Raw genomic sequence first — 24,388 nt, 5'->3', positions numbered from 1 at the left:
ATCGGTTTCCCCGCTGGCCGCCTGACAGCGGCCATCGGGGAGACATGACCGTCGTACAGAAGACGACTGCTATCGCAATCCAGCACCGATACTGCGCGCGGCACGCACCACCAGATCACGCAGATTCGGCGCGGGCTTGGCCGCCTGCATCAGGACGGTGACCGCTCCCGCACACGTACCGTTGGGCCACCACACCGGCGCCGAGACGCAGCAGATTCCAGCGAAAGCATCCTGCTGGTCAACCACTACAGCATGGTGGTCACGAATGGACTCGCGAAGCCGCCGCCATTCCAGTCGCGTCCAACAGTCAGGCAGCCCAACGTCGCTCTGCCCCTTGGTGGCATACAGCACGCGGCCCGACGCGGTACGGCCGGTCGCTTCTCGGCTCGCGGGGTTGGGCATGTAGCCGCGGCCATGCGGCGCGGCGGTACAGATCGGCAGCAGTCGGTCCTCATGCAAAATCCGCAACGAGGCGACCGCACGCGATTGTGCAGCCAACGTGCGCACCGGCCCCTGCCCGGCCTGACGTAATACCGGATTGGGTTGCCAACTCTCCCCGATCCGCCCGATGCGGGCACCGATGTAGTAGCGGTTGTCCACTCGCTGAAGTGCTCCGAGGGCCACAAGTTGTTCGGCGAGCCGAAAGGACGACGTCTTCGCCAACCCGCATGCACTCGCCAGCGCGGTCAATCCCAGTCCGCCTTCGGCGGTGGCCAGGGCGTCCAAGATGGCGAACGCGCCATCCAGCACTCCCCTTCGGCTCGCCGACGTCGGGAGCGCCACTGTCAGCTTGTCTTGCGCCGCGCCGTCGTGGTGCGACAGCAGGCCGGCCGCCCCAACCGGGCGTTGATCCAGGACATTGCCGACTGCCGCCGATTCCGCCATGGTGACCTACTTCGTTTGACATCGAGATGTTTGGTCAAACGCACATTAGGTCGCTCATTGACAAAGAACCCGAGTAGTCAACTACGCGGGTTCTTACGGTCCGGCACTTGGATTTCAGGTGAATTACGCAGCTGAGCCAGCTCAATAGTTGCATTGTTCACAACAATTTCACGGGTATTTGACAGCAAGCGCAGCCGCAGTTTCGGCGCAAATTTGAGACCCGAGGTGTGAGAAGAGAAGCGACACACCTTGGATTAGACATCGGTGCCGCGTCTGGAACAGATGAGCCAGTGCGCCGAATCGTAGAACACGCCGCGGTCGGTCAGATGCTCGATGATGCTGCTTCGCAGGGCTTGCATCGCCCTCGTGCGGGACTGGTCATTAAGTTCTGCCAGCGCCGCCGCGTTATGCGCGGCGATGAAGTTGAACGCGTCATCAACATTGCCGCCGTAGTACATGGGCGCGGTTAGTCCGGTCATCTCAATATCAACGAAACCCGCACGATGTAACAGGTGATGGACTCGATCGGGATCACTGAGTGAGAACGGGCTGGGGCACTCCGGCGGAGGCGGGGGAACATCCTTACCACCAGCGGCAACGCGACGGAACGTGTGAATGCCCTCGTTACGATCGAGAGGCTGCCACACCAACTGCACCAACCGCCCACCTGGACGCACTGCCCGCGCGATGTTGACGAACGCTGCTAGAGGGTCTCCGAAGAACATCGTTCCGTGTCGACTTAAAGCGACATCGAACCGCGCTGCGCCGAGGTCATACACCTGGGCGTCCGCCTGGGCGAACGACACATTACCGACACGTTCATTGGCAGCAAGCTTGCGCGCAACTTCCAACAGCGGCGACGAGAGATCGACCCCCAAGACGGAGCCGCAGCTGGCGATTCGTGCTGCATCACGAGTGGTTTGTCCTGCCCCACAACCGATATCAAGTACCGCCGAATCCTCCGCGATCTCAGCAGCTTTCAACAGCTCAGCATGAACGCTCGCGATACCTTCATCGAATCGTCCGGAGTGTCCGGACCAGAACTCCCCATTGGCTCCGTCCCATGAGTGGAACTGATCGACGTTGGTCGAGTCGACCGATATCTGGGGCACAAGGTCTCTCCGAGTTTCTTTTTGACGGGAATCACGTCGAATCTAACGCACGAAAGTCGACTGAAGGATTGCGCGGGGCAGGCGAAGTTCCGAGCATGCAGGTTCCCTGAGGACGACGCGACGCTTCACGATGACATCACACCGGACCGCGCAAACAGCCGAGTCCATGTGCGGGCACGCGCGACCCGCGCCGACATCACCGATCCAGACGGATCGCATATTCCGCGAGAACCCTAAGGAAAGCGGGTTTAGATGGCGCGACTATTTCGTTAGCCGACGGCCTTGTTTAACAACCAATGCACTTTGTCGATCCTCGTTGTATCTCGAGAGCCGCCGCCATAAGCCACATCTAAGCGTGCCGGGACGTCACTCCCCCGTCGACGACAATCTGCGTACCCGTGATGAACGACGCCTTGGGCGACATCAGGAACGCGACGGTCGCCCCGATCTCCTCCGGCTGTCCCAGCCGGCCCAACGGCGCCGCCGCCACGAACGCCGTCTTCACCTCCTCGACCGCCAAAGCATCAGCGAGCATCGGAGTGTCGATGAAGCCCGGGCACACGGCATTGACGCGAATCCCCAACGGCCCCAACTGACCTGCCATCGACCGGGTGAGCCCCAGCAGGCCGGCCTTCGATGCGCAATACGCCGGGATGAACGGATTGCCCACCAGCCCTTCGATACTCGAAATCCCCACGATCGCCGGTGCCGCGCCACCAGCAATGGCTTTCTCGAAATACGGCAGCAGCAGTTGGGACAGCAGCGCCTGCGCGCGCAGGTTCACGTCGACGACGGCATCCCACGATTCGACGGTGAACATCCCGACTGGCTCCGGCAGCACGCGGCCCGCCGCATGCACCAGACCGTCGACGCCGTCCATGGCCGCGGCGGCCTGCGCGACGGCGGCGGCCATGGAGTCGGTATCTGCCACGTCGACGACGACGCCGTGCGACCCGAGAGATTCAGCCACCGACACCACGTGCGGTGAAATGTCGAACAGCGAAACCGCGCGACCGTCGGCGATCAGCGCCTTGGCCGACGCCAGGCCGATACCCGATGCGCCCCCGGTAACCACCACACCACTCATGCCAGACCCCACTCACTCAATACGATCCACCACGTAGCGGAATGACCGCCCGCCCCGGACACTAGCCGATGCCACCGCTCCCCAGCGTTTCAACGCCGGAATTCATAGCCACTCGTGGTTGGCTCAGAGGGTCATGACGAAACGTATTGCGCTGCTGCTGACCTGCACGCTGCTCCTCGGCACCACCGGATGCTCGATGTTCAACGGCCCGGAACCCGAAGACGCCTTCAACGCGTTTGCCGATGCGTTGCACCGCAAGGACTCCGGCGCCGCCGCCAAGGACACCACCGACACCACCGCATCGGAGCCGGCCATCAAGTCCATGTTCGACGGTATGGGCAAAAACGCCACCCTCGACGTCAAGGCCACACCCGGAGAGGGCGACAACAAGTCGACCGCGAAGCTCGCCTACACCTGGTCATTCGGACCTGGCCGCGAATTCCGTTATGACACAACGGCAATTGCCACAAAGGTCGGGGAAGAGTGGAAAATCCGCTGGGCACCGGCGCTTTTGCATCCGAAGCTCCGGCAGGGCGGCACGTTCCAGTTCAGCGAAGACAAGGCGCTGCTGACGCCCGTCATCGACCGTAACGGGCAGCCGCTGCTCACCTGGCAGACCGTCGGCGTCGTCACCCTCAGCCGCGACCACCTCGACTCCGCTGCCGCGCTGGCTCCGGTGGTCGCCCGCTTCGACGACACCATCACCGCCGAGTCGATCACAGGCGAGTTCAACGGCAATCAGGACGACCGCGTCACCGTCGTCAAGCTCCGCGAGGCCGATCTCGCCCAGGTCGCCGACGAGCTCACCCAGATTCCCGGCGTCACCGTCACCAAGCAGGGCACGCTGCTGACCGCCGATCCGAACCTGCACTCGCCGGCCATCAGCGGACTGCCCGACGTATGGCAGAAGGCCATCGACGCGACCGCCGGGTGGTCCGTAGATCTGGTCGACGACCAGGGCCAGCCCACCGACGAGCTCGTGAAAAACGCCCCCGCGGACACCAAGCCCGTGCGCACCACCCTCGACCCGCGACTGCAGCTCCTCGCTCAGCACGCCGTGGCCACCGATCCGCGCCCCACCGTGCTCGTCGCCATCGCTCCGAGCACCGGCGCCATCCTCGCGGCGGCCCAGAACGACGCGGCCAACGCGCAGGGACCCATCGCCTTCACCGGCCTGTACCCGCCCGGGTCGACGTTCAAGACCGTCACCACCGCCGCGGCGCTGCAGGCCCACCTCGCGACCGCCGACTCCCCCGAGGCCTGCCCGGGCACCGTGACCATCGAGAACCGCACCATCCCCAACGAGGACAAGTTCGACCTCGGCACCGTGCCGCTCGCGCAGGCCTTCGCGCATTCCTGCAACACCACCATGGCGGCCCTCGCCGACAAGCTCCCGGCCGACGCCCTGCCCAACACCGCCAAGAACCTCGGCATCGGCGTCGACTTCGTCATCCCCGGCATCACCACGGTGACGGGCAAGGTGCCCAACGCCGACACCCCGGCGCAGCGCGTCGAGAACGGCATCGGCCAGGGCACCGTCACCGTCAGCCCGTTCGGCTTGGCGGTCGCCGAAGCCAGCCTCGCGCACGGGTCGACCATCACGCCCACGCTGCTGCCCGGTCAGCAGACCACGGCCAGCTCGCCGTCGGCGACCATCGACAAGCCGACCGCCGACGCCCTACGGGCCATGATGCGGCTGACCGTCACCGACGGCACCGCGACCGCCCTCAAGGACATCGACGGCCTCGGCGGCAAGACCGGGACCGCCGAGTTCGGCGACAACACGCACTCGCACGGCTGGTTCGCCGGGATCGTCGGGGACCTCGCATTCGCGACGCTGGTGGTCGGCGGCGATTCGTCGGCGCCCGCGGTCACGGTCAGCGGAGACTTTCTGCGGCCCGCGCTGGCCGGGTAACGGCGTGCCAATTTCGCCAACTGGCCCTCAACTTGGGATTCTGAGCTGATGCGGGTTGACGGACGCGAGGTCGCGGTCTCGGGCAGCCTGCTGCAACCGATCACCCGCCGGACCAACGACATCCTGCGACTCGTGGCCGCGACGGCCTTCCTGGTCACCGTCGTCACCAGCTCGCTGATCACGCGTAACGACTGGGTCCGGCTGGAACGGTCGGTGTCGCGGATCGTCGGCGTCCTCACACCGACCCAGTCGAACCTGGTCTACCTCGCCTACGCCATCGCGATATTGGCGCTGCCGTTCGTCATCCTGCTGAGCCTGCTGGTCACCCGGCAGTGGAAGCTACTCGGTCCGTATGCCGCCGCCGGGCTGCTCGCGGTGCTGTCGCTGTCCATCAACTCCAACGGCATCGCCGCCCCGAACTGGCATTTCGACCTGTCCGACAGGCTCAACACCGTCTTCTCCCAGTTCCTCGACGACCCCCGCTGGATCGCGCTGCTGGCCGCGGTGCTGACGGTCTCCGGCCCCTGGCAGCCGGCCAGGTTGCGCCGCTGGTGGTGGACGCTGCTGCTGGCGTTCGTACCGATTCATCTGGTGGTCAGCGCCATCGTGCCGGCCCGGTCGCTGCTCGGCCTGGCCGTCGGCTGGTTCGTCGGCGCGCTGGTGGTTCTGGTCAGCGGCACCCCGGCGCTGGAGGTTCCGCTGCCCGGCGCAGTGCAGGCCCTGGCCCGTCGCAAGTTCGAGGTGTCGGCGCTGACGGTCATCCGGCCGGCCGGCACGGGACCGCTGGTGCTCAGCGCCGATTCGGCCGACGGCACGCGCGCCGTCATCGAGCTGTACGGGCCGAACCAACGCGTCGGCGGCGCCATGAGTCAGCTCTGGCGCAAGATCACCCTCCGCAATGACGAGACGGCTCCCCTGCAGACCTCGATGCGCCGCGCCGTCGAACACCGCGCCCTCATGACCATCGCGGTCGGCGACCTCGGGCTGGCGAACACCCGGACCGTCGCGCTGTCCGCGCTCGATCGCGGCTGGACCCTGTACGCGCACACCCCCGCGAGTGGCGCTGCGCTGACCAACGAGACCCCGGTCGAGGCGGTCTGGCATGCCCTCGGGTCACTGCACGCACACCAGATCTCCCACGGCGACCTCCGCACGTCGCAGATCACCGTCGACGACACCACCGTGTTGCTCGGCGGGTTGGGCAATTCCGAGTACGGCGCGTCCGATGTGCAACTGCAATCCGACGTGGCGCAGCTGCTGGTGACGACAACAGACCTGTACGGCGCCGAGCCGGCGGTGGCGGCGGCCATCGAGCAGTTCGGAAAGGACGCCGTGCTGACCGCGTCCCGCCGGCTGACCAAGTCGGCGATGCCGTTGCGGCTGCGCGAGTCGCTGCCCGATTCGCGTGCCGTGATCACCGCGGCCCGCGACGAGGTGAAGCATCAGACCGGCGCCGACCGCATTCAGACCGAGACCATCACCCGCTTCACCCGCAACCAGGTGATCCAGCTGGTCCTGCTCATCGCGCTGGTGTACGTCGCCTATCCGTTCATCAGCACGGTGCCGACGTTCTTCTCCGAACTGCGGTCTGCCAACTGGTGGTGGGCGCTGCTCGGGCTTGCCGTCTCGGCGCTGACGTACCCCGGCGCGGCCATGGCGCTGTGGGCCAGCACCTCGGAATCGGTGAACTTCGGGAAGTTGACCATCATGCAGGTGGCCAACACCTTCGCCGCGACGACGACGCCCGCCGGCGTCGGCGGCCTGGCCCTGAGTACCCGGTTCCTGCAGAAGGCGGGGCTCGGCGCGCTGCGCGCGACGGCCGCGGTGGCGCTGCAGCAGTCGGTGCAGGTGCTCACGCACGTGGCGCTGCTGATCTTCTTCAGCGCGGCCGCGGGTGCCTCGGCAGATCTGTCGCACTTCGTCCCGTCGTCGACGATCCTCTACCTGATCGGCGGCGCGGCGCTCGGCGTGGTGGGCACGTTCATGCTGGTGCCGCGGTGGCGGCACTGGCTGGGGACATCGGTACGACCGCGGCTGACGGAAGTCTGGGCCGACCTCGTCGAGCTCGGCCGCGAACCGCGGCGCCTCGGCTTGATCGTGTTGGGCTGCGCCGCAACGACTCTGGGCGCGGCGTTGGCACTGTGGGCGAGCGTCGAGGCCTTCGGTGGGTCGACATCGTTCGTGACGGTGTGCGTCGTGACGATGATCGGTGGGACGCTCGCCTCGGCCGCCCCGACGCCCGGTGGTGTCGGCGCTGTAGAGGCCGCGCTCATCGGTGGTCTGGCCGCGTTCGGGCTACCCGCCGCGGTCGCCGTGCCGTCGGTGCTGCTCTACCGGATGCTGACGTGCTGGCTGCCGGTGTTCATCGGCTGGCCCGTCATGCGCTGGCTGACCCAGAACGACATGATCTGAGTAGAGGCTCCGCCTCTCGAGGGCCGAAGACGGTGTCACCCGCTTGCTGCGGCGTGTCGTCGTCGGCGTGTCGTTCTGTCTTGTGACACATGCGATCTGGAGCCGTCAACTTTCCCTGACGAGTCAGGGAAAGTTGACGCTTCCCAGCGAGGGTCGCCTACGGAGACCGGTGCTGAAGCTACCGATGTGACCGCCCGTATCGGCGGTCGTCGGTTTACATCTTGGCGAGCATGCCGTTCATCGTGTCGATCTCAGCCTGCTGCGTGGTGACGATCGACTCGGCCATCTTCTTCGAATCGGCGTTGGTGCCGTTCTTCAACTCATCGCCCGCCATGGTGATGGCACCCTGATGATGCGCGACCATCATCTGCAGCCACATCTTGTCGAACGCCGCGCCGGACAGGCCCGTCAGGTCGGTCATCTGCTGCGGGGTCATGAGACCCGGCATCGAGTGGCTCATGGTGGCCGACGGCGCGGGCTTGCCGAAGCCGGCCAGCAGCGTCGTCATCTGCTGCATCTCCGGAGCCTGGGCCTTCTCGATGGCCGCGGCGAGATCCTTGACCTGCTGGTTCTGCGAGCGGGTCGGGACCAGCTTGGCCATCTCGACGGCCTGCGCGTGGTGCGGATACATCATCTGCAGGAACGTCACGTCGGCGTCGTTGAAGTTGGCGCCTGACATCCCGGGCATGTTGGTGCCCGACATCCCAGGCATGTTGCCGCCCGACATCCCAGGCATGTTGCCGCCCGACATCCCAGGCATGTTGCCGCCCGACATCCCGGGCATGTTGGTGCCCGACATGGGCATGGACGAACTGGTCGGGGCCTGGGTCGAGTCGTGCTGGCTCGGCGGGCTACAGGCGCCCAGTGCGATGACGGCAGCGGTTCCGGCGACAGCGATCGATGCGATTTTGAACATGGTTGAACTCCTTGAGAATTGGATGGGGTTGACGCGGAGCGCGGCCCATCAGATTCGAAGGAGGGACATTTCCGCGAGGGTCAGCACTGTCCACGGCGGGGCTCGTTGCCTGCGCCGCAGCGCTTGGCGGATCCGGGCTTGCGCGTTCTCCTGGGGCGTGACGCCCAGCCAGTACAGCAAAGCCAGACCTGCGATGGTCAGCAGTTCGGTCATGACGAAGACGCAGGCGTGAAAGCCGTTGTGTCCGTTGCAGTTGCAGGCATCCGACATGGATGTTTGCACCGCCGGGGCGCCGGCGTGGTGCTGAACAGCCGCCTGCGCGTGATGCGACGGGGCGTGCGCCGACGTGACGGCCAGCGAATGCATGCCGGTGATGCCCGCGATCAAGACCAGCAGACCGACGACCCAGCCGATGGCACGGAATCGCGTGCTGCCATGCATCACGTCGGCCTCCGGTTCGGTATTCGGTATTCTCAACCATAGTACCCGAGGGGGGTATATCCGCGGGAATAATCTTCGGAGCCGACGCCAGCAGAACCGTCTCCCACTACCGATCGCCAGTGGCCCGCGTCACATCACCGCTCCCGCAGTGGCGACTTTCATAAGTGCCCGACTCGTCGGTTAGTTAGATCCGCTACTAGTGTCGACATATGGGTCGGGAAGCCTTGAGTCACAGCATTATTGGGGCAGCGGAATCGCTGGAACAATACGTTCAACCGGACGGCAAGATCGTCATACCTGACGGCATCACGCTGACGTCGTTCCTGGAGCGCAACCGCGCGGCGATGGGTGATCAGCCGTCGTATCGCTTCATCGACTACTCGCAGAATCCCGACGGCGAGATCATCGAACTCAGCTGGAACGGGCTCTGGACTCAGGTCAATGCCGTCGCGGCCCGGCTGCAGCAGGTCACTTCCCCCCGCGACCGCGTCGCGATCCTCGCGCCGCAGGGCATCGACTACGTCGCGGCGTTCTTCGCCGCCGTCCACGCCGGCAACATCGCCGTCCCGCTGTTCGCGCCGGCTCTCGCCGGCCACACCGAACGCCTGGCGGCCGTGTTATCAGATGCCAAACCGTCCGCGGTCCTCACCACCACCGCCGCCGCCGAAGCGGTCCGCACGTTCATCAAGACGCTGCCCGCCGCCGAGCGCCCGCGCGTCATCGCCGTCGACGCCGTGCCCGGCACCCTGGCCGAGATGCACGTCGACCCGGGGTCGCGTACCGACGACGTCGCCTATCTGCAGTACACCTCGGGCTCGACGCGCACCCCGGCCGGCGTGGAGATCACCCACCGCAACGTGTGCACCAACGTCATTCAGATGATCCTGGCCGGCGGGCTGGACACCGACATCCGCAGCGTGAGCTGGCTGCCGCTGTACCACGACATGGGCCTGATCATGATCATGTTCCCCGCACTGTGCGGCGGGCAGATCAGCCTCATGGACCCGATGGCATTCGTCCGGCGGCCCTACCGCTGGATCAAGCGGCTGGCCGACGAGGCCGCGCACGGCCGGACTTTTGCCGCGGCACCCAATTTCGCGTTCGAGTTGTGCGCGCAGCGCGGCCTGCCGCCGGCCGGTGAGCCCCTCGACCTGAGCAATGTGGTGACCCTGCTGAACGGGTCCGAGCCGGTGACGCTGCCGTCCATCGAGCAGTTCATGGCAGCGTTCACGCCGTACGGGCTGCCCGAGACGGTGGTCAAGCCGTCGTACGGCATGGCCGAGGCCACCCTGTCGGTGGCCAGCATCGCCGCCGACGAAAAGCCGTGCGCCACATATCTGGACCGCGCGCAGCTCGCGGCGGGCCGGGCCGTCGTCGTGGGCCGGCACGCCGAGGGTGCGGTACCGCAGGTGTCGTGTGGGCGGGCCATCCCCGACCAGTGGGTGGCCATCGTGACCCCCGACGGCGACGAAGCGCCCGACGGCGTGGTCGGGGAAATTTGGTTGCATGGCAACAACATCGGCCGGGGCTACTTCGGCCGGCCGGACGAGTCGGAACGGGTGTTCGGCAACAAGCTGCAAACTCGCCAGGCCGTCAGCCACGCCGACGGTGCCGAGGACAACGCATTGTGGTTGGCCACAGGGGATCTCGGCGTGTACGTGGGCGGCGAGCTGTTCGTGACCGGCCGGATCAAGGACCTGGTGATCGTCGACGGTCGCAATCACTACCCGCAGGACATCGAGGCGACGGTCAGCAGTGCGTCGCCGGCGGTGCGCTCCGGGTACGTGACAGCCTTTGCTGTTCCGGGCGATTCGGGTGAACAACTGGTCGTGGTGGCCGAGCGCGCGGTAGGTGCGGGCCGGGCGGCGTTGGAGCCCGTGGCCGAGGCCGTGCGGGCCGCGGTGTCGCGTCATCACCAGGTGCGCGTCGCCGATGTGCGGCTGGTTGCGGCGGGGCGCATCCCGCGGACCACGTCGGGCAAGCTGGCGCGCAATGCGTCGCGGACGGAGTACCTGGCCGGGCAGTTCGACTAGGTATTGCTCGCCGCCTCCCCAGCGGCACTACCGTTTTGGGCTGTCCGGACGCAGTGTTCGGTTTCGGCGCACCGTTTGCCGGGTATGGCTACCGCCTCAGCTCTGTTCCCGGGAGGCCGCCATGACCGATACCGCCAACGCCGCGAATCACGGTGCGGAGTTGCCCAGTGATGTAACCCAAGAAGTGCCGTTCTTCGACCGGTTCGCGACACAGGTGTCGAAGTGGGCTTCCAAGGCGTGGTTCTTTGCCGCCTGTGTTGCCATCGTGGTGATCTGGGCACCGACGTTCCTCTTCGTGAACTTCGATACCTGGCAGCTGATCATCAACACGCTGACCACCATCATCACGTTCCTGCTCGTGGCGCTCCTGCAGAACACCGAGACCCGCTCGACCGACGCCCTACAGCAGAAACTCAACGCCATCGCGGATGGTCTGGCCGACCTGATGCGCGAAATTGACGCCTCCGGCAAACTCGAGAAGGACCGGAAAGAATTGCTGGCGGCGGTGGGGCTCGAGGAGCACGAAAGCACCAGCTAATTCAGGAAAAAACCCGGCCGCAGAGGTTGTCTGCAGTTTCACTGCGCAGCCGCGTTCGTTGGTGTTTCATGGCGCTGTGGACCAGCGCCCCGACATCGTCATTTTGATGACCGACGAGGAACGTGCGGTCCCGCCGTACGAGTCCGACGACGTCCTCGCCTGGCGGCAACGCACCCTGACCGGGAGACGCTGGTTCGACGAACACGGCGTCCGTTTCACCCGGCACTACACCGGCTCGCTGGCGTGCGCCCCGAGCCGGCCGACGTTGTTCACCGGTCAATACCCGGATCTGCACGGCGTCACGCAGACCGACGGTCTCGGTAAGCGGTACGACGACTCGCGGCTGCGCTGGCTGCGCCAGGGCGAGGTGCCGACGCTGGGCAACTGGTTGCGCGCCGCCGGCTACGACACCCACTACGACGGCAAGTGGCACATCTCGCACGCCGACCTCGAGGACCCCAAGACCGGCAAGCCGCTGGCCACCAATGACGCCGACGGCGTCGTCGACTCCGCGGCGGTACAGGCGTATCTCGATGCCGATCCGCTGGGACCGTACGGCTTCTCCGGCTGGGTCGGACCGGAGCCGCACGGAGCGGCCATGTCCAACAGTGGTTTTCGCCGGGATCCGTTGGTCGCCGAACGCGTCGTCGCCTGGCTCGAAGACCGCTACGCACGGCGGCGCGCCGGCGACGCCGACGCGTTGCGGCCGTTCCTGCTGGTGGCCAGCTTCGTCAATCCCCATGACATCGTGCTGTTCCCGGCGTGGGTCCGCCGCAGCCCGCTGCTCGACTACCCCGTGCTCGAACCGCCGCACGTCCCCGCGGCGCCCACGGCCACCGAGGACCTGAGCGACAAGCCGGCCGCGCAGGCTGCCTTCCGCGAGGCCTACTACTCCGGTTACGGCCCGGCCGCGGTGATCGAACGCACCTACCGCCGCAACGCGCAGCAGTACCGCGACCTCTACTACCGGCTACATGCCGAAGTCGACGGTCCGCTGGACCGGGTCCGCCGGGCCGTCACCGAGAACGGCTCCGAAAATGCCTTGCTGGTAAGGACTTCCGATCACGGCGACCTGCTCGGCGCGCACGGCGGGCTGCACCAGAAGTGGTTCAACCTGTACGACGAGGCGACGCGCGTCCCGTTCGTCATCGCCCGGATCGGCGCAGACGCGACCACGGCCCGCGAAATCGACGCCCCGACCTCCCACGTCGACCTGGTCCCGACCTTGCTCGGCGCCGCCGGGGTCGACGTCGACGCCACGTCCGAGACGCTCGCCGCCTCGTTCACCGAAGTACATCCCCTACCCGGCCGCGACCTCATGCCGGTGGTGAATGGTGCTCCGGCCGAGAAGGATCGGCCGATCTACATCATGACGCGTGACAACATCCTCGAGGGCGACACCGGGGCGTCGGGCGCGGCGCAGGCCATCGGCGCCAACACGAATCCGCCTGCGCTGCTGCGGATCAAGGTACCCGCGAACGTCGCCGCCAACTTCGAGGGACTGGTCTCGCGCGTCACCAACGCAGAGGCCGCCGGCGGCGCCGGCCACCTGTGGAAGCTGGTGCGCACCTTCGACGATCCGGCGACGTGGACCGAACCGGGCGTGCGCCATTTGGCAGCGAACAGCCGCGGCGGCGACACCTACCGCACCGACCCGCTCGACGACCAGTGGGAGCTCTACGACCTGACCGCCGACCCCATCGAAGCGTCCAACCGCTGGGCCGATCCCAGCCTGCACGAGCTGCGCCGGCATCTGCGGACGCAGCTCAAACTGGTCCGGACCGCGTCCGTCCCGGAGCGCAACGAGCCGTGGCCGTACGTCAGCCGGCGGTCGCCGGAGCCCGGCAGCGCCGTCCGCCGGCTGCTGTGCCGGTTCCGCCCGTAGCCAAACCTGCTGGTCACGCCCTCGCGATTACAGGTTTTACCTGGTCGGCCCATAGCATGTCTGGTGCCATGACCGACACCGCCCCCGCCACCAGTTCCGCCCCAGCTACCGGCTCGACCAGCCGGGTCGCCACCGAAGCCGCCCGTCGCCGCACGTTTGCCGTCATCAGCCACCCTGACGCCGGTAAATCGACGCTGACCGAGGCGCTGGCGCTGCACGCACGGGTGATCACCGAGGCGGGTGCGATCCACGGCAAGGCGGGCCGCAAGTCCACGGTGTCGGACTGGATGGAGATGGAGAAGGCCCGCGGCATCTCGATCACGTCGACGGCGCTGCAGTTCCCGTACCGCGACTGCGTCATCAACCTGCTGGACACCCCCGGCCACGCCGACTTCTCGGAGGACACCTACCGGGTGCTGACGGCCGTCGACTGCGCCGTGATGCTCATCGATGCCGCGAAAGGCCTTGAGCCGCAGACCTTGAAGCTGTTCCAGGTGTGTAAGCACCGCGGCATCCCGATCATCACGGTGATCAACAAATGGGACCGCCCGGGCCGGCACGCGCTGGAGCTGATGGATGAGATCCACGAGCGCATCGGGCTGCGGACGACGCCGCTGACCTGGCCGGTCGGCATCGCCGGCGACTTCAAGGGCGTGATGGACCGCCGCAAGGGCCACTACATCCGCTTCACCCGCACCGCCGGTGGCGCCACCGCCGCGCCCGAGGAACACATCCCCGCCGACAAGGCGCACGACGCCGCCGAGGGTGACTGGGACACCGCCGTCGAAGAGTCCGAACTGCTGTCGATGGACGGCTCGGACTACGACCGCGAGACTTTCTTGTCCGGCGAGTCGTCGCCGGTGCTGTTCACCTCGGCAGCGCTGAACTTCGGTGTAAACCAGCTGCTCGACGTGCTGGTCGACCTGGCGCCCTCGCCCGGCGCGATCGTCGACGTCACCGGCCAGCCGCGCCCGGTGGATTCGCCGTTCAGCGCGTTCGTGTTCAAGGTTCAGGCCGGCATGGACAGCTCGCACCGCGACCGGATCGCCTACGCGCGGGTGTGCTCGGGCACGTTCGAGCGCGGTGATGTGCTGACGCACGCCGGGACCGGCAAGCCATTCGTGACCAAGTACGCGCAGTCGGTGTTCGGGCAGCAGCGCTCGACACTGGACGACGCGTGGCCCGGCGACGTGATCGGCCTGGCCAACGCCGCGGCGCTGCGCCCCGGTGACACGCTGTATCGCGATGTGCCCGTGGAGTTTCCGCCGATTCCGAGCTTCTCCCCCGAGTACTTCTCCGTGGTCCGCGGCAAGGATCCGAGCAAGCACAAGCAGTTCCGTAAGGGCATCGAGCAGCTGGACCAGGAGGGCGTCGTCCAGGTGCTGCGCTCGGACAAGCGTGGTGAGCAGGCACCGGTGTTCGCGGCCGTCGGCCCCATGCAGTTCGAGGTTGCCGCGCACCGGATGGCCACCGAGATCGGCGCGGCCATCACGCTGGAATCGTTGCCGTATCAGGTGGCGCGGGTCGTCTCCGCGGAAGACGTGGAATTCATGAACAAGCAGGTGTCCTGTGAGGTGCTGACCCGCACTGACGGGGTGCACCTGGTGCTGTTCTCGACGCCATGGCGCCTCGAGGGGTTCCAGCGGGACAACCCGTCGATCAAGCTGCGGTCGTTGGTGGCTGCGGCCGAAAGCTAGTCGGCACGTCCTCCTCGAAGGTGCGCGCACCTTGGCGCTCAGCGCTTACGGTGTAGAGCACCCGCCAGAGAGTTGACGACGAGTTGGCCACTGCCGCTCCAGAAACCCCCGCCACTCCAACCCTGCGTGAACTGACCGTCCGCGGCATCCTGCTCGGTGGCGCCATCACGCTGGTGTTCACCGCTGCCAACGTCTATCTCGGGCTCAAGGTCGGCCTGACGTTCGCCACGGCCATCCCGGCCGCCGTGATCTCGATGGCCGTGCTGCGCAGCTTCGCCAACCACTCGATCGTCGAGAACAACATCGTGCAGACGGTGGCGTCGGCGGCGGGCACGCTGTCGGCGATCATCTTCGTGCTGCCCGGGTTGATCATGATCGGCTGGTGGACCGGCTTCCCTTACTGGACCACCGTCGCCGTCTGCGCGGTCGGCGGCACGCTCGGCGTCATGTACTCCATCCCCCTGCGTCGCGCGCTCGTCACCGGAACGGAACTCCCCTACCCCGAAGGCGTCGCTGCGGCCGAGGTGCTCAAGGTCGGTGACGGCACCGAAGGAGTGGAGGCCAACCGCACCGGGCTGAAGGTGATCACATTCGGGTCGGTGGTCTCGGCGGCCTTCGGGTTGCTGGCGAATCTCAAGGTGCTCGCCAATTCGGTTACCGCATATACCCGTATCGGTGCGGGCGGGACGATGTTCAGCGCGGGGCTCTCGATGGCGATGATCGGCGTCGGGCACCTGATCGGCATGACCGTCGGTATCGCGATGCTGGTCGGGCTCGTCATCTCGTTCGGGGTACTGCTGCCGATCCGCACCAACGGCGCTCTCACGGGCAATGAACCGATCGGCGACATCATCGACGGCATCTTCGTGCACGAGGTGCGGTTCGTCGGCGCCGGAGCCATTGCCGTCGCGGCGATCTGGACGCTGCTCAAGATTCTGCGCCCCATCATCAAAGGCATGACGGACGCACTGGCGTCAGCGCGTGACCGGCGGCAGGGCCAGGTCGTCGACCTCACCGAGCGCGACATCCCCTTCCCCATGGTCGTCGGCACCGTTGTGGTGATGCTGCTGCCCATCGCACTGCTGCTGTGGGATTTCAGCCGCGGCACTGTGCTGCAAGGCCATTCGGCCGGAATCATCGCAGCCAGCCTGGTGTTCATCTTCGTCATCGGCCTCGTCATCGCGTCGGTGTGCGGGTACATGGCTGGCCTGATCGGTTCGTCGAACAGTCCGATCTCCGGCGTCGGCATCCTGACGGTACTCATCGCGGCAGTGCTGCTCAAGGTGGTGTTCGGGCGTGCCGACGCCGGCCAGTCCACCGCACTCGTGGCGTTCACGCTGTTCGCGGCGGCCATCACGTTCGGCGTCGCGACCATCTCCAACGACAACCTGCAGGACCTCAAGACCGGCCAACTGGTCGGGGCGACGCCTTGGAAACAGCAGGTGGCGTTGGTGATTGGCGTGGCGTTCGGATCGGCGATCATTCCGCCGGTGCTGAACTTGATGCAGCGGGCGTTTGGGTTCCTGGGCGCTCCCGGGGCCGGCGACCATGCCCTGGCCGCTCCGCAGGCCGCACTGATTTCGTCGTTGGCCAAGGGCGTTTTCGGCGGGTCGCTCGATTGGGGACTGATCGGCCTCGGTGCGGTGATCGGGGTGGCGGCGATTGCCGCCGACGAAATCCTCACCCGCACCTCGCGATTCGCCCTGCCGCCGCTGGCCGTCGGAATGGGTATGTATCTGCCGATGAGCCTGACGCTGATCATCCCGTTGGGCGGGCTGCTGGGCTGGTTCTACAACCGCTGGGCTGACCGGACGGGCGGCGATGTCGAGCGCAAGAAGCGGATCGGTGTGCTGCTGGCGACGGGCATGATCGTCGGCGAGAGTCTCTACGGCGTGGTGTTCGCAGGTTTCGTGGCCGGGACTGGCTCCGACGAGCCGTTCGCACTGTTCTCTGGTTTCGGCGGGTCTGTTCCTGAACTGATCGGCGTCGTGGCCTTCGCGGCGGTGCTCGGGTGGATGTACAAGCGGACGCAGACGATTGCGGGGAGTGAGCCGGTCATGGATGCTGAGCACTGATTGCTTGAGCGTTCCGTCCGCGCGCCGGTGATTTCGTGGTGCCTGCGCACGCTGCGGCGACGGGCCGCCTCTCCTGACATGTTCGATTTGGAGCCGTCAAGGATCCTTGACGGCTCCAAATCGTGTGTGCCGCAGGAGAGGAACGATTTCTAGCCGGCCTCGTCGTATCCCCAAAACTCTCGCGCCTCGCTCAGAAGTTCGCGCCTGTAGCTCGGCCGCAACTCGTCGATGACGGCAAGAGTTCGCGAAGTCAGGTCGTCGCCAATCGCACTCTGCGCGTGCGCATATGGGATGAACGCACGTAGCAGGTCGGGCACATTCAGCGCGACCTCCAACGGAATGTCATCGCCGTCGTCGTAAAAGTAAGCCGGGTTGCGCATTACGTCTCGGACGCGTTTTTCACTCCACCGCAGCGGGTCCTCTGTGCCAGTCTCGAAAAGTTCGAGCAGTTGATCCCGATACACGGGTCCTGCGAACGGACCAGACAAGCTGCTGGCAATGAAGGCATCACAAAGCTGTTCGGCAACTTGCCAATCCATAGCAGGGGGCCGATGTTCACCGCCTTCGGGCAGCTGGCCTACCAGCCACCGAACCAAAGGTTCGTAGAGCGGCCAATCATAGCCTTCGTATGCGAACGTCGGTCTGGCGAACGCATCTTCAATCCACCTTCGGGCGTCAGCCGACGACATCGCGACCACCTCGAGCTCGTCATCGGATTCGGCCATCAACGCGACAGCCTCATCGATCGGACCTGGAGCCGCGGCCGCGGCGACAATTCCCCCGAATCTGTTGTGGTCAATCAACACCACGATGGTCAGCTCATGCCCACCATCGAGTCGCGCACCAAGGAAGAGTTCGTCGGCATCTCCGAACACGTCGGTTCTGCGGACCGCACGGTAGACGTCAATCCGGGATAGCTCGGCAATCCATCGCGGCAGACGCTCGCGGCGCTCTGCCAACTCCTCCCTGCATCGCAGCTGCAGTTCGGGCTCGTCAAGGAGCAGCTCCGCGATCACCGCGATCACCGCCGTCGTCTCCCGATTCCTCACACCGATCAAGGCATTCAGAGTTTGATCCAGAGGCAAGGGATCGCGGCGTTCGGATTTGAGAAACGCCAGCTTGTCGGGCTTCGACAGGTGAATTAAATCGCTGGCCAACCGGAGTAGGCCGAGCGGATGGCCACAGGACATGGCGCGCCGTATGAACTCCGTGGCCCGTCTGGCGGCCGCGCCGCCGGCGTTGCGCTTCTTTGCTCGCCGCACATCGCGTCGAGCCTGTTTGAGGCTCCGTAAACGTCGTTTGTCGGTCATGTCGCGGACGCTACGCCCGGGCTACGACAAGTCCGCCGCAGCCGTTGTTCGCCCTCCCGCTGACACGCGGACGTACATCACATGACATCACGGCAAACAAGCCCGCGTGCGTCAGCCACCGCCCGCATCGCGGCGGATAGTGACAATTGTGGACGCTGTAATTCACCCGAACACCGCGTCAAGGGTTTCGCCCCCACACCCGGTGTCATCGAATGCCGCTGAACAACACGGTGCCGTCATCGCCGACCGGCACCCGCGAGAAACCTCATCCACCAACACAATCGATGCCCGCGACGAGCTGATCCTCGACGGTCAGGCCGTACCGGGCGCATGGGTCACCGTGTCGTTCAACGGCGACCCGGACGACACCGACGTCTTCCAGCTCGTCCTGCCCGCCGACGCCAAGCCGCTGGGCGACACCTGCTCCGTGGAGTGCCCGCTAGGAAAGGCGCTCGTCGCCACTCACGTCGGCGAAACTCGGAGATACGTGACAGAATCCGGGCGAAGCATGGCGATCACGGTCCTGGCCGTCGACAGCGTGAATCCGCAGGAGACAGCCGGGCGCTGACCGCTCCCCGACCAATGATGTTCGGGGAGCCCACGGCACTACTCCGCGGCCCGGCCACCCACCACGGCGTGGAAACGCCCCTGCGGGTACGGCAGCGCGATGTCGTGTTCGTCGTAGGCACGCAGAATCTCGCGGCGAAGCCGGCGCTGCACCGCACCTTGGGTGTTCGGCTTGGTTTTGATGGTCATCCGCAGGGTGAGCAGGTCGGGCGAGAGTTCCTGGATGCCAAGCATTTCCGGGTCTCCCAGGACGTTATCGGAGATCGCCGGATCGGTGATGGCGGACTCGGCCGCCTCGAGGGCCACCTGCTCGGCCCGGTCGAGATCCGCGGTCAGCGCGACCGGAACCTCAACGTGCGCAACAGCGTAGTCCTGGCTCATGTTGCCGACGCGCTTGATCTCGCCGTTGCGGACGTACCAGAGGGTGCCGTCGCCGTCGCGCACCGTGGTGATGCGCAGGCCGACGGTCTGCACCTCGCCGGTCACGTCGCCGAGGTCCACGTTGTCGCCGACGCCGTACTGATCCTCGAGCAACATGAAGATGCCGCTGACGAAGTCGCGCACCAGGTTCTGCGCGCCGAAGCCAATCGCGAGGCCGACCACCCCAGCTGAGGCGATGAACGGCGCGATGTTCACGCCCAGGACGCTCAGGATGGCGAGGACCAGCCAGATGAGCAGCAGGATCGAGACCGTCGACTTGAGCACCGAGCCGATGGTTTGGGCGCGCTGGCGGCGCCGTTCGGCGGCCTTGCGGGCGTTCGACGAGGCTGTGCGGTCGCGTAGGTAGCGCAGCAGCGGCGGGCGGTTGGCCTGCGACTCCTCGTCAGCGGCCACGGTCTTGCCGGCCCGGCCGGTTGTGGCGCGGTCGATCACGCTGTGCAGGGCCAACCGGGCGATGAGGGCGATGACGCCGTAAGCCACGATCCGGATCGGCACCTCGACCAGCCAGTGTCGGTTCGTTTCCGTCCATTCGAAAGCCAGTTGGTAGACATGCACGGTTTCGACCCTACGAGAGGCGGTCGAACTCGCTGGCCACGGCGATTCCGAGTCGCAGCCGGGATCAGCATCTTTGTCGGGTCGCGAGATCCAGTCGGTTGGCGACGCTGGTCGTAGCCTGGCTCACAGTGACGGCGCTTTTAGCGGGCCGCTTCTGTCAGAAATCTGACAGAATCCTGTATAAATCCTGTGAGCGACAACGAAATTCGCGTCAGCGACCCTCCGGGGGCCTCGGTAAGCTCCAACCGTCAGCCAATCGCGTTGGGGGTATCGCATGGCCGAGTTACAGGTCGAACCGTCGGAGTTGGTGGCGGTGTCACACGAACTGGCGACTGTCGCCGACGGACTCCGGACCGGTATCACGTCGTTGGACAACGACGTGTCCGGGCTCATGGGCACCGGATGGACAGGATCCGCAGCCTCGGCGTACGGCGACGTGTGGAAGGAATGGCACGAAGGCGCGTCCCAGGTAGTGGCCGGCCTGAGCCGCATGTCGGCGCTGCTCAACGACGCGGCAGCGCGGTACACGAGCACCGACGCCGCCGGTGGCGCCCACATCGCAGGATCGGGCCTCTGATGAGCGAGTTCAGCGTCAACCCCGCGGCACTGGCGGCGGTCATCGACCGGATGACGGCGTTCGATTCCGACCTGGAAGCGCACCTGGCACAGGCAGCCGGGTCGGTCGCCCGGCTGGGTTCCAGTTGGTACGGCGACGCCGGCGAAGCGGAGCGGTCGGCGCAGGCGCAGTGGAACGAGGGCGCCCGGGAGATGAGGGAGGCGCTGGCACGGCTCCGCCAGATCGCGGAGGGCGCTCACGAGAACTACTCGTCCGCTGCGAGCAAGAACCACCAGATGTGGTCCTGAGCTGTGACCGGCCCGATCACGGTCGACCCGACGGCGCTCAATTCAGCCGGTGCGTCGGTCGGCGCTGAGTCCAACGCCGTCACCAGCGCCATATCGACGCTGTCGGCCGCGCTGTCCGGGCACGAGTCCGGCTTCGGCCATGATGCGGCCGCGTTTGTCTTCTCCCGCAGCTACACCAATGCGGCGAACGCACTGTTGCACTCGGCGGCGTCGGCCGTCAACGCGTCACGGCGCACGGAGCAAGGCATCCAGATGTCGGCCTACAACTACGGAATCGCGAACGCGCACTCCACGGTTGGGGGCGGTGAGTCGCCCGTGTCGAAACCGGGCGATCCCGGAACCTTCTCGGCACCGGCGGTGCCGTCGGTGTACGGCGGTGCCATCGCCGCCCCGATCGGCTGGAGCATTGTCGAGGCCTTCGTCGGCGGCGTGTGGCCGGACGGCGATCCCGCACAGATGCGCGCGACTGCCGCCGCATGGCGGACCTTCGGCTCCTCGGTCAGCGGTGGTTCTGGCGCAATGACCGCGGCGGGAACAACTTTGGGTGGGTTTCAGATTCCGGAAGCGCCGCAGATGCAAAAGGCCGCCAATGACATCGGCGGCGGCTTGACCGGTATCGACAAACAGGCACAAGCGCTGGCCGGCCAGATCGATTCATTCGCAAATACCGTCGAGAACGCGCAGAACGCCATCCGCGACCTGCTCCACCAGTTGAGTCCGAGCGGCATTCTCAGCACCATCGGCGGCATGTTCGAGGGTCACAATCCCATCGAGAAGATCAAGCAGATCGCCCACGACATCGACACCGTCCTGAACAACATGAAGCGTGAAGCCAACGCCATGGATCAGGTTGTCAGCCAAGGCATCAACGATCTCGACGGGTTGACCAACAAGCTCGAGGCGTGGGCGAACAAGGAATTTGTCGCGGTGTTTGGCCCAGAGGTCGGCGGCGCGCTATCCATGAACTTCACTGCGCTGGTTGATCCACTTGAAGGCGGCTTCAAGTTCGTCGCGCAGACTGCCGAAGGGCTCGAACAGCTTGATCCGACCCGCTTCCTGTACGACCCGGAAGGCGCAGGCAAAGCGTGGCTGGGAACCGCCAAGACGCTAGGCGAAGCGGTGCTGGTCGGCGACCCCTTCACCGCTCCGTTGGCGCTGGTGACTCCTGGCATCCGCAACGACTTGACGAATCTCGGCAAGTCGATGTTCGACGTCGAGGATTTTAAGAACGGTCACCCATTACGCGGACTCGCTTACAACGCAGCACAAGCCGGGTCACTCATCATCCCCGGCGTAGGTGAGGCGGCACCGGCGGCCGACGCCGCGGGCGGGGCGGCGCGCGTAGGAGCGGCCGGCGCCGAAGCGGAGACGCGGGTGGGTGGCACCGTCGCACGGGACACAGGTGCAGTCGCGTCGCGCGGTGGTGCCGCGGCAGCGGGCACCGAAGAGGTAGCCACTAAGGCCGGAAACATCACCAAGAACCTCGACAAGGTTGGCGTACCCGAGGCGGCGCCTGGGCCGAGCGCTGCGGGGAAGGCCCCGGTGGAGCCTCCGCCAGCAGCGCCTAAGCCCGAGGCAGTGCCGACGCCCAAGCCCGAGCCTGCGCCCTCCCAGGGGCCGACACACGAGGCGCCCGCGCCGCACACTCCGCCCGCGGGGCCGGCCGAGCCGCACACTCCAGCACCCGTTGAACACGGCCCGGTCAATCACAGCAGCCCAAGCGAACACCACACCGGTGCTCCATCGGAATCCCCCCACGCCGGAGATGGCCCGGTCGAGAATCACCCATCGTCGCCTGAGCCCGGTCACAACCCGCCGCCCTCAACTCCTCCACCTCCCGTTGCTGGTCACGACTACGGCTTCCCTCCCGACAGCGCTTTTGAGCACGTGAGGAACCCCGCTGACGACATCGCCCGACTTCACGAAGGCGGTGTCCCGCCCAGCGTCACCGACGGATACGACCCGCTAGCGGGCCGGACTGAAGAGGAGTTCAAGCGCGAGTTCACTACAGTCGACGCCAAGGGCCGCCTCCAATGGGATTGGGACGGGCAAGCTCCCAACAACGGGTTCGATGGGCCGCCTTCGGTCTCGGACCACATTCCTGCCGGGCATCAACTCGATAGGCTGGGATCGAACGGAGGCGGGTTCATGGGAGATGAAGGAGCACCGCTCTCCACCCGTTCGATGCCGCCTGGAGTCGCCAATGACTATCACACGTTTGTCGGAACCGGCCGGCCGATACCTGATGGCCTCAATTGGAGGGTGGAATACGGACCCGCCAAGGCAGCCTTCGGTCAGCCCGGCGGGGCCGAGCAATGGGCAGTGATCAACTTGGACACCGGCAGACCGGTTTCAGTCGAAGAGCTGAAACTATGGCGTCTGATTCGAGAAACAACAGGGGAATAGACCACGAGGGTGAACATGACAGGAACTGAATCAAGCTCCGATTCGCGACTGGAAGAGCTGATCAATCAGTACAACAAATGGCGGGACATCTACGCGTACGCCGACCAACCTGCACCCGATGCACCCGTGTGGGAGTCGGGTCGTCTACATCTTCGACGGGGATATCCGTACCCGGATTGGACGTCATACATCGTTGAGCCGACCGACGGTGGATATAACGTCCTCACCGCAACCACCGAGCGCCGAAACGAACCGCTTGAGAGCCTGTCTGGATTCTTCACCGATGCCGAAGATGCTGGGAAGTATGTCATTTGGAATGTGGGCGAATCACTCCGAATGTCATGTCGACTGGACCCGATAATGTGGGCGTGGGAGGATGCCGGACTGGACCCGCGTGTCCAACAGACTTCGCTTGAAAAGTTCGTGTCTAAGTACGCACTGAAGTCAGATCCAAGCCGCTACTTCATCTTGCGCGCCGGCGGCGTTCAACCCGTGAACCGCTTGCTGCCTTTGACATACGCCGAGCTGGATGCCCAGTTGCTCGCTGGCATGCCCGAATCTGTCCTTTCTCGCCTGTAGACGACACCGACTAACGGCACTGATGTCTATTTCGCAAGAACTGGAAGAATGGGCGAATCTTGCCAAATTTTCGTTGACGAGAAACGCCGAAGATAGCGGCGCTGACATTTTCTGGAACCTAGGCGGCGAAGTTCGATATTTTGTCCGTGACAGGACAGACGGATGGACGCAGGTCACCTGCTCGGACAGGCTTGGACCCGAAGAATTGGAGTTCGCAGGCGCGTCCCCTGCCGTCGTCGAGCGATTCTTATTCGGTTGGTTTGGGGACACCTATAGAAGCGTCAGGGCGTTGCCAATCTTGGCAACGCCCGTAGCAGCCAAAGAACTGACCAATGGCTATCACATATCGGTGCAAGAGTTCGAAGGAGTCGACCGATACTCGCTAGTCGATGCGACCGACGAGCAATGATCAGAACCTGTGGATGAGCCTCGGTGTGGGGGCGTGAAAGTGGGCGCACCTTCCCGAGGATGATCTGAATATCCGAAGGTCCGATCATGAGCCGGCGTTGGCGCGCTGGTTCGGGAAGGTACGCCCATGCTCACCGTAGTTCACGATGCCGCCGAGGCCAACGAAAGTGCCGGCGGTGCTGGTCTGGCGGTGACAGTCTGATTCGGGACCAGTGTGACGGTCTGATTCGGGACCCACCCGGGCTTCGGCGTGGCGTCGTGA

20 protein-coding genes are annotated in these 24,388 nt (G+C 65.5%); 13 read left to right on the top strand and 7 right to left on the bottom strand.

Features of this window, described 5'->3' with window-relative positions; genetic code table 11:
• Window positions 1-69: 69 nt before the first annotated feature.
• From AC3WTE_RS22985 to AC3WTE_RS22975, 3 genes are all read right to left on the bottom strand, one after another.
• Window positions 70-885, bottom strand: coding sequence for a helix-turn-helix domain-containing protein (locus AC3WTE_RS22985; RefSeq protein WP_492441214.1), 816 nt, complete (start codon window positions 883-885; stop codon window positions 70-72).
• Window positions 886-1,139: 254 nt separating this feature from the next.
• Window positions 1,140-1,997: a class I SAM-dependent methyltransferase gene (locus AC3WTE_RS22980; RefSeq protein WP_492441212.1), complete on the bottom strand. Its 858-nt coding sequence runs from the start codon at window positions 1,995-1,997 to the stop codon at window positions 1,140-1,142.
• A 349-nt stretch (window positions 1,998-2,346) separates the two neighbouring features.
• The gene (locus AC3WTE_RS22975) at window positions 2,347-3,084 is read right to left on the bottom strand and encodes an SDR family NAD(P)-dependent oxidoreductase (protein WP_492441210.1); all 738 of its coding nucleotides are present in this window, start codon (window positions 3,082-3,084) and stop codon (window positions 2,347-2,349) included.
• 133 nt (window positions 3,085-3,217) lie between these two features.
• Between AC3WTE_RS22975 and AC3WTE_RS22970 the strand changes: the two genes are divergently transcribed.
• Window positions 3,218-4,999, top strand: coding sequence for a penicillin-binding transpeptidase domain-containing protein (locus tag AC3WTE_RS22970; RefSeq protein WP_492441208.1), 1,782 nt, complete (start codon window positions 3,218-3,220; stop codon window positions 4,997-4,999).
• 48 nt (window positions 5,000-5,047) lie between these two features.
• Window positions 5,048-7,411, top strand: a complete 2,364-nt coding sequence (locus AC3WTE_RS22965; RefSeq protein WP_492441206.1) for a lysylphosphatidylglycerol synthase domain-containing protein — start codon at window positions 5,048-5,050, stop codon at window positions 7,409-7,411.
• 214 nt (window positions 7,412-7,625) lie between these two features.
• On the opposite strand, the gene AC3WTE_RS22960 is transcribed toward AC3WTE_RS22965, so the two are convergent.
• Together AC3WTE_RS22960 and AC3WTE_RS22955 are read right to left on the bottom strand one after the other, a co-directional pair.
• Window positions 7,626-8,327 carry a DUF305 domain-containing protein gene (locus tag AC3WTE_RS22960; RefSeq protein ID WP_492441205.1) on the bottom strand — a complete coding sequence of 234 codons (702 nt, stop codon included), beginning with the start codon at window positions 8,325-8,327 and terminating at the stop codon, window positions 7,626-7,628.
• A gap of 48 nt (window positions 8,328-8,375) precedes the next feature.
• Window positions 8,376-8,804: a DUF6153 family protein gene (locus AC3WTE_RS22955; RefSeq protein WP_492441204.1), complete on the bottom strand. Its 429-nt coding sequence runs from the start codon at window positions 8,802-8,804 to the stop codon at window positions 8,376-8,378.
• Window positions 8,805-8,977: 173 nt separating this feature from the next.
• On the opposite strand from AC3WTE_RS22955, the gene AC3WTE_RS22950 reads away from it, so the two are divergent.
• The 5 genes from AC3WTE_RS22950 to AC3WTE_RS22930 all read left to right on the top strand — a co-directional run bounded on the left by AC3WTE_RS22950 (window position 8,978) and on the right by AC3WTE_RS22930 (window position 16,996).
• Entirely contained in the window at window positions 8,978-10,801 is a 1,824-nt protein-coding gene (locus AC3WTE_RS22950; RefSeq protein ID WP_492441202.1) for a fatty acyl-AMP ligase, read from the top strand.
• 121 nt (window positions 10,802-10,922) lie between these two features.
• On the top strand, window positions 10,923-11,339 hold the full coding sequence (locus AC3WTE_RS22945) for a low affinity iron permease family protein (RefSeq protein ID WP_492441200.1): 417 nt from the start codon (window positions 10,923-10,925) through the stop codon (window positions 11,337-11,339).
• A gap of 76 nt (window positions 11,340-11,415) precedes the next feature.
• A complete protein-coding gene (locus tag AC3WTE_RS22940; protein ID WP_492441198.1) occupies window positions 11,416-13,224 on the top strand; it encodes a sulfatase-like hydrolase/transferase in 1,809 nt (602 codons plus the stop codon).
• A gap of 68 nt (window positions 13,225-13,292) precedes the next feature.
• Complete coding sequence (locus AC3WTE_RS22935; RefSeq protein WP_492441196.1) at window positions 13,293-14,921, top strand: peptide chain release factor 3; 1,629 nt, start codon at window positions 13,293-13,295, stop codon at window positions 14,919-14,921.
• A gap of 83 nt (window positions 14,922-15,004) precedes the next feature.
• Window positions 15,005-16,996, top strand: coding sequence for an OPT family oligopeptide transporter (locus AC3WTE_RS22930; protein ID WP_492441194.1), 1,992 nt, complete (start codon window positions 15,005-15,007; stop codon window positions 16,994-16,996).
• A 149-nt stretch (window positions 16,997-17,145) separates the two neighbouring features.
• Here AC3WTE_RS22930 and AC3WTE_RS22925 read toward each other — a convergent pair whose 3' ends face one another.
• On the bottom strand, window positions 17,146-18,306 hold the full coding sequence (locus AC3WTE_RS22925; RefSeq protein WP_492441192.1) for a hypothetical protein: 1,161 nt from the start codon (window positions 18,304-18,306) through the stop codon (window positions 17,146-17,148).
• 148 nt (window positions 18,307-18,454) lie between these two features.
• Between AC3WTE_RS22925 and AC3WTE_RS22920 the strand changes: the two genes are divergently transcribed.
• A complete protein-coding gene (locus tag AC3WTE_RS22920; protein WP_492441191.1) occupies window positions 18,455-18,874 on the top strand; it encodes a GreA/GreB family elongation factor in 420 nt (139 codons plus the stop codon).
• 38 nt (window positions 18,875-18,912) lie between these two features.
• Here the strand turns inward: AC3WTE_RS22920 and AC3WTE_RS22915 are convergent, their stop codons facing one another.
• The gene (locus AC3WTE_RS22915; RefSeq protein ID WP_492441189.1) at window positions 18,913-19,869 is read right to left on the bottom strand and encodes a mechanosensitive ion channel family protein; all 957 of its coding nucleotides are present in this window, start codon (window positions 19,867-19,869) and stop codon (window positions 18,913-18,915) included.
• A 274-nt stretch (window positions 19,870-20,143) separates the two neighbouring features.
• Here AC3WTE_RS22915 and AC3WTE_RS22910 point away from each other — a divergent pair, with 274 nt between their 5' ends.
• From AC3WTE_RS22910 to AC3WTE_RS22890, 5 genes are all read left to right on the top strand, one after another.
• Entirely contained in the window at window positions 20,144-20,446 is a 303-nt protein-coding gene (locus AC3WTE_RS22910) for a WXG100 family type VII secretion target (protein WP_492441188.1), read from the top strand.
• Entirely contained in the window at window positions 20,446-20,733 is a 288-nt protein-coding gene (locus tag AC3WTE_RS22905) for a WXG100 family type VII secretion target (protein WP_020102348.1), read from the top strand. Before AC3WTE_RS22910 ends, AC3WTE_RS22905 begins: the two co-directional genes overlap by 1 nt.
• Window positions 20,734-20,985: 252 nt before the next feature.
• Window positions 20,986-23,139, top strand: a complete 2,154-nt coding sequence (locus AC3WTE_RS22900) for a TNT domain-containing protein (protein ID WP_492441186.1) — start codon at window positions 20,986-20,988, stop codon at window positions 23,137-23,139.
• Window positions 23,140-23,154: 15 nt separating this feature from the next.
• Complete coding sequence (locus AC3WTE_RS22895; protein ID WP_492441184.1) at window positions 23,155-23,718, top strand: hypothetical protein; 564 nt, start codon at window positions 23,155-23,157, stop codon at window positions 23,716-23,718.
• 22 nt (window positions 23,719-23,740) lie between these two features.
• Entirely contained in the window at window positions 23,741-24,127 is a 387-nt protein-coding gene (locus tag AC3WTE_RS22890) for an Imm61 family immunity protein (RefSeq protein WP_492441182.1), read from the top strand.
• The last annotated feature ends 261 nt before the right edge of the window (window positions 24,128-24,388 follow it).

The organism is Mycobacterium sp. FW102-FHT13B02 (genome assembly GCF_058790275.1).
This window is presented reverse-complemented; position numbering and strand designations above follow the sequence as displayed.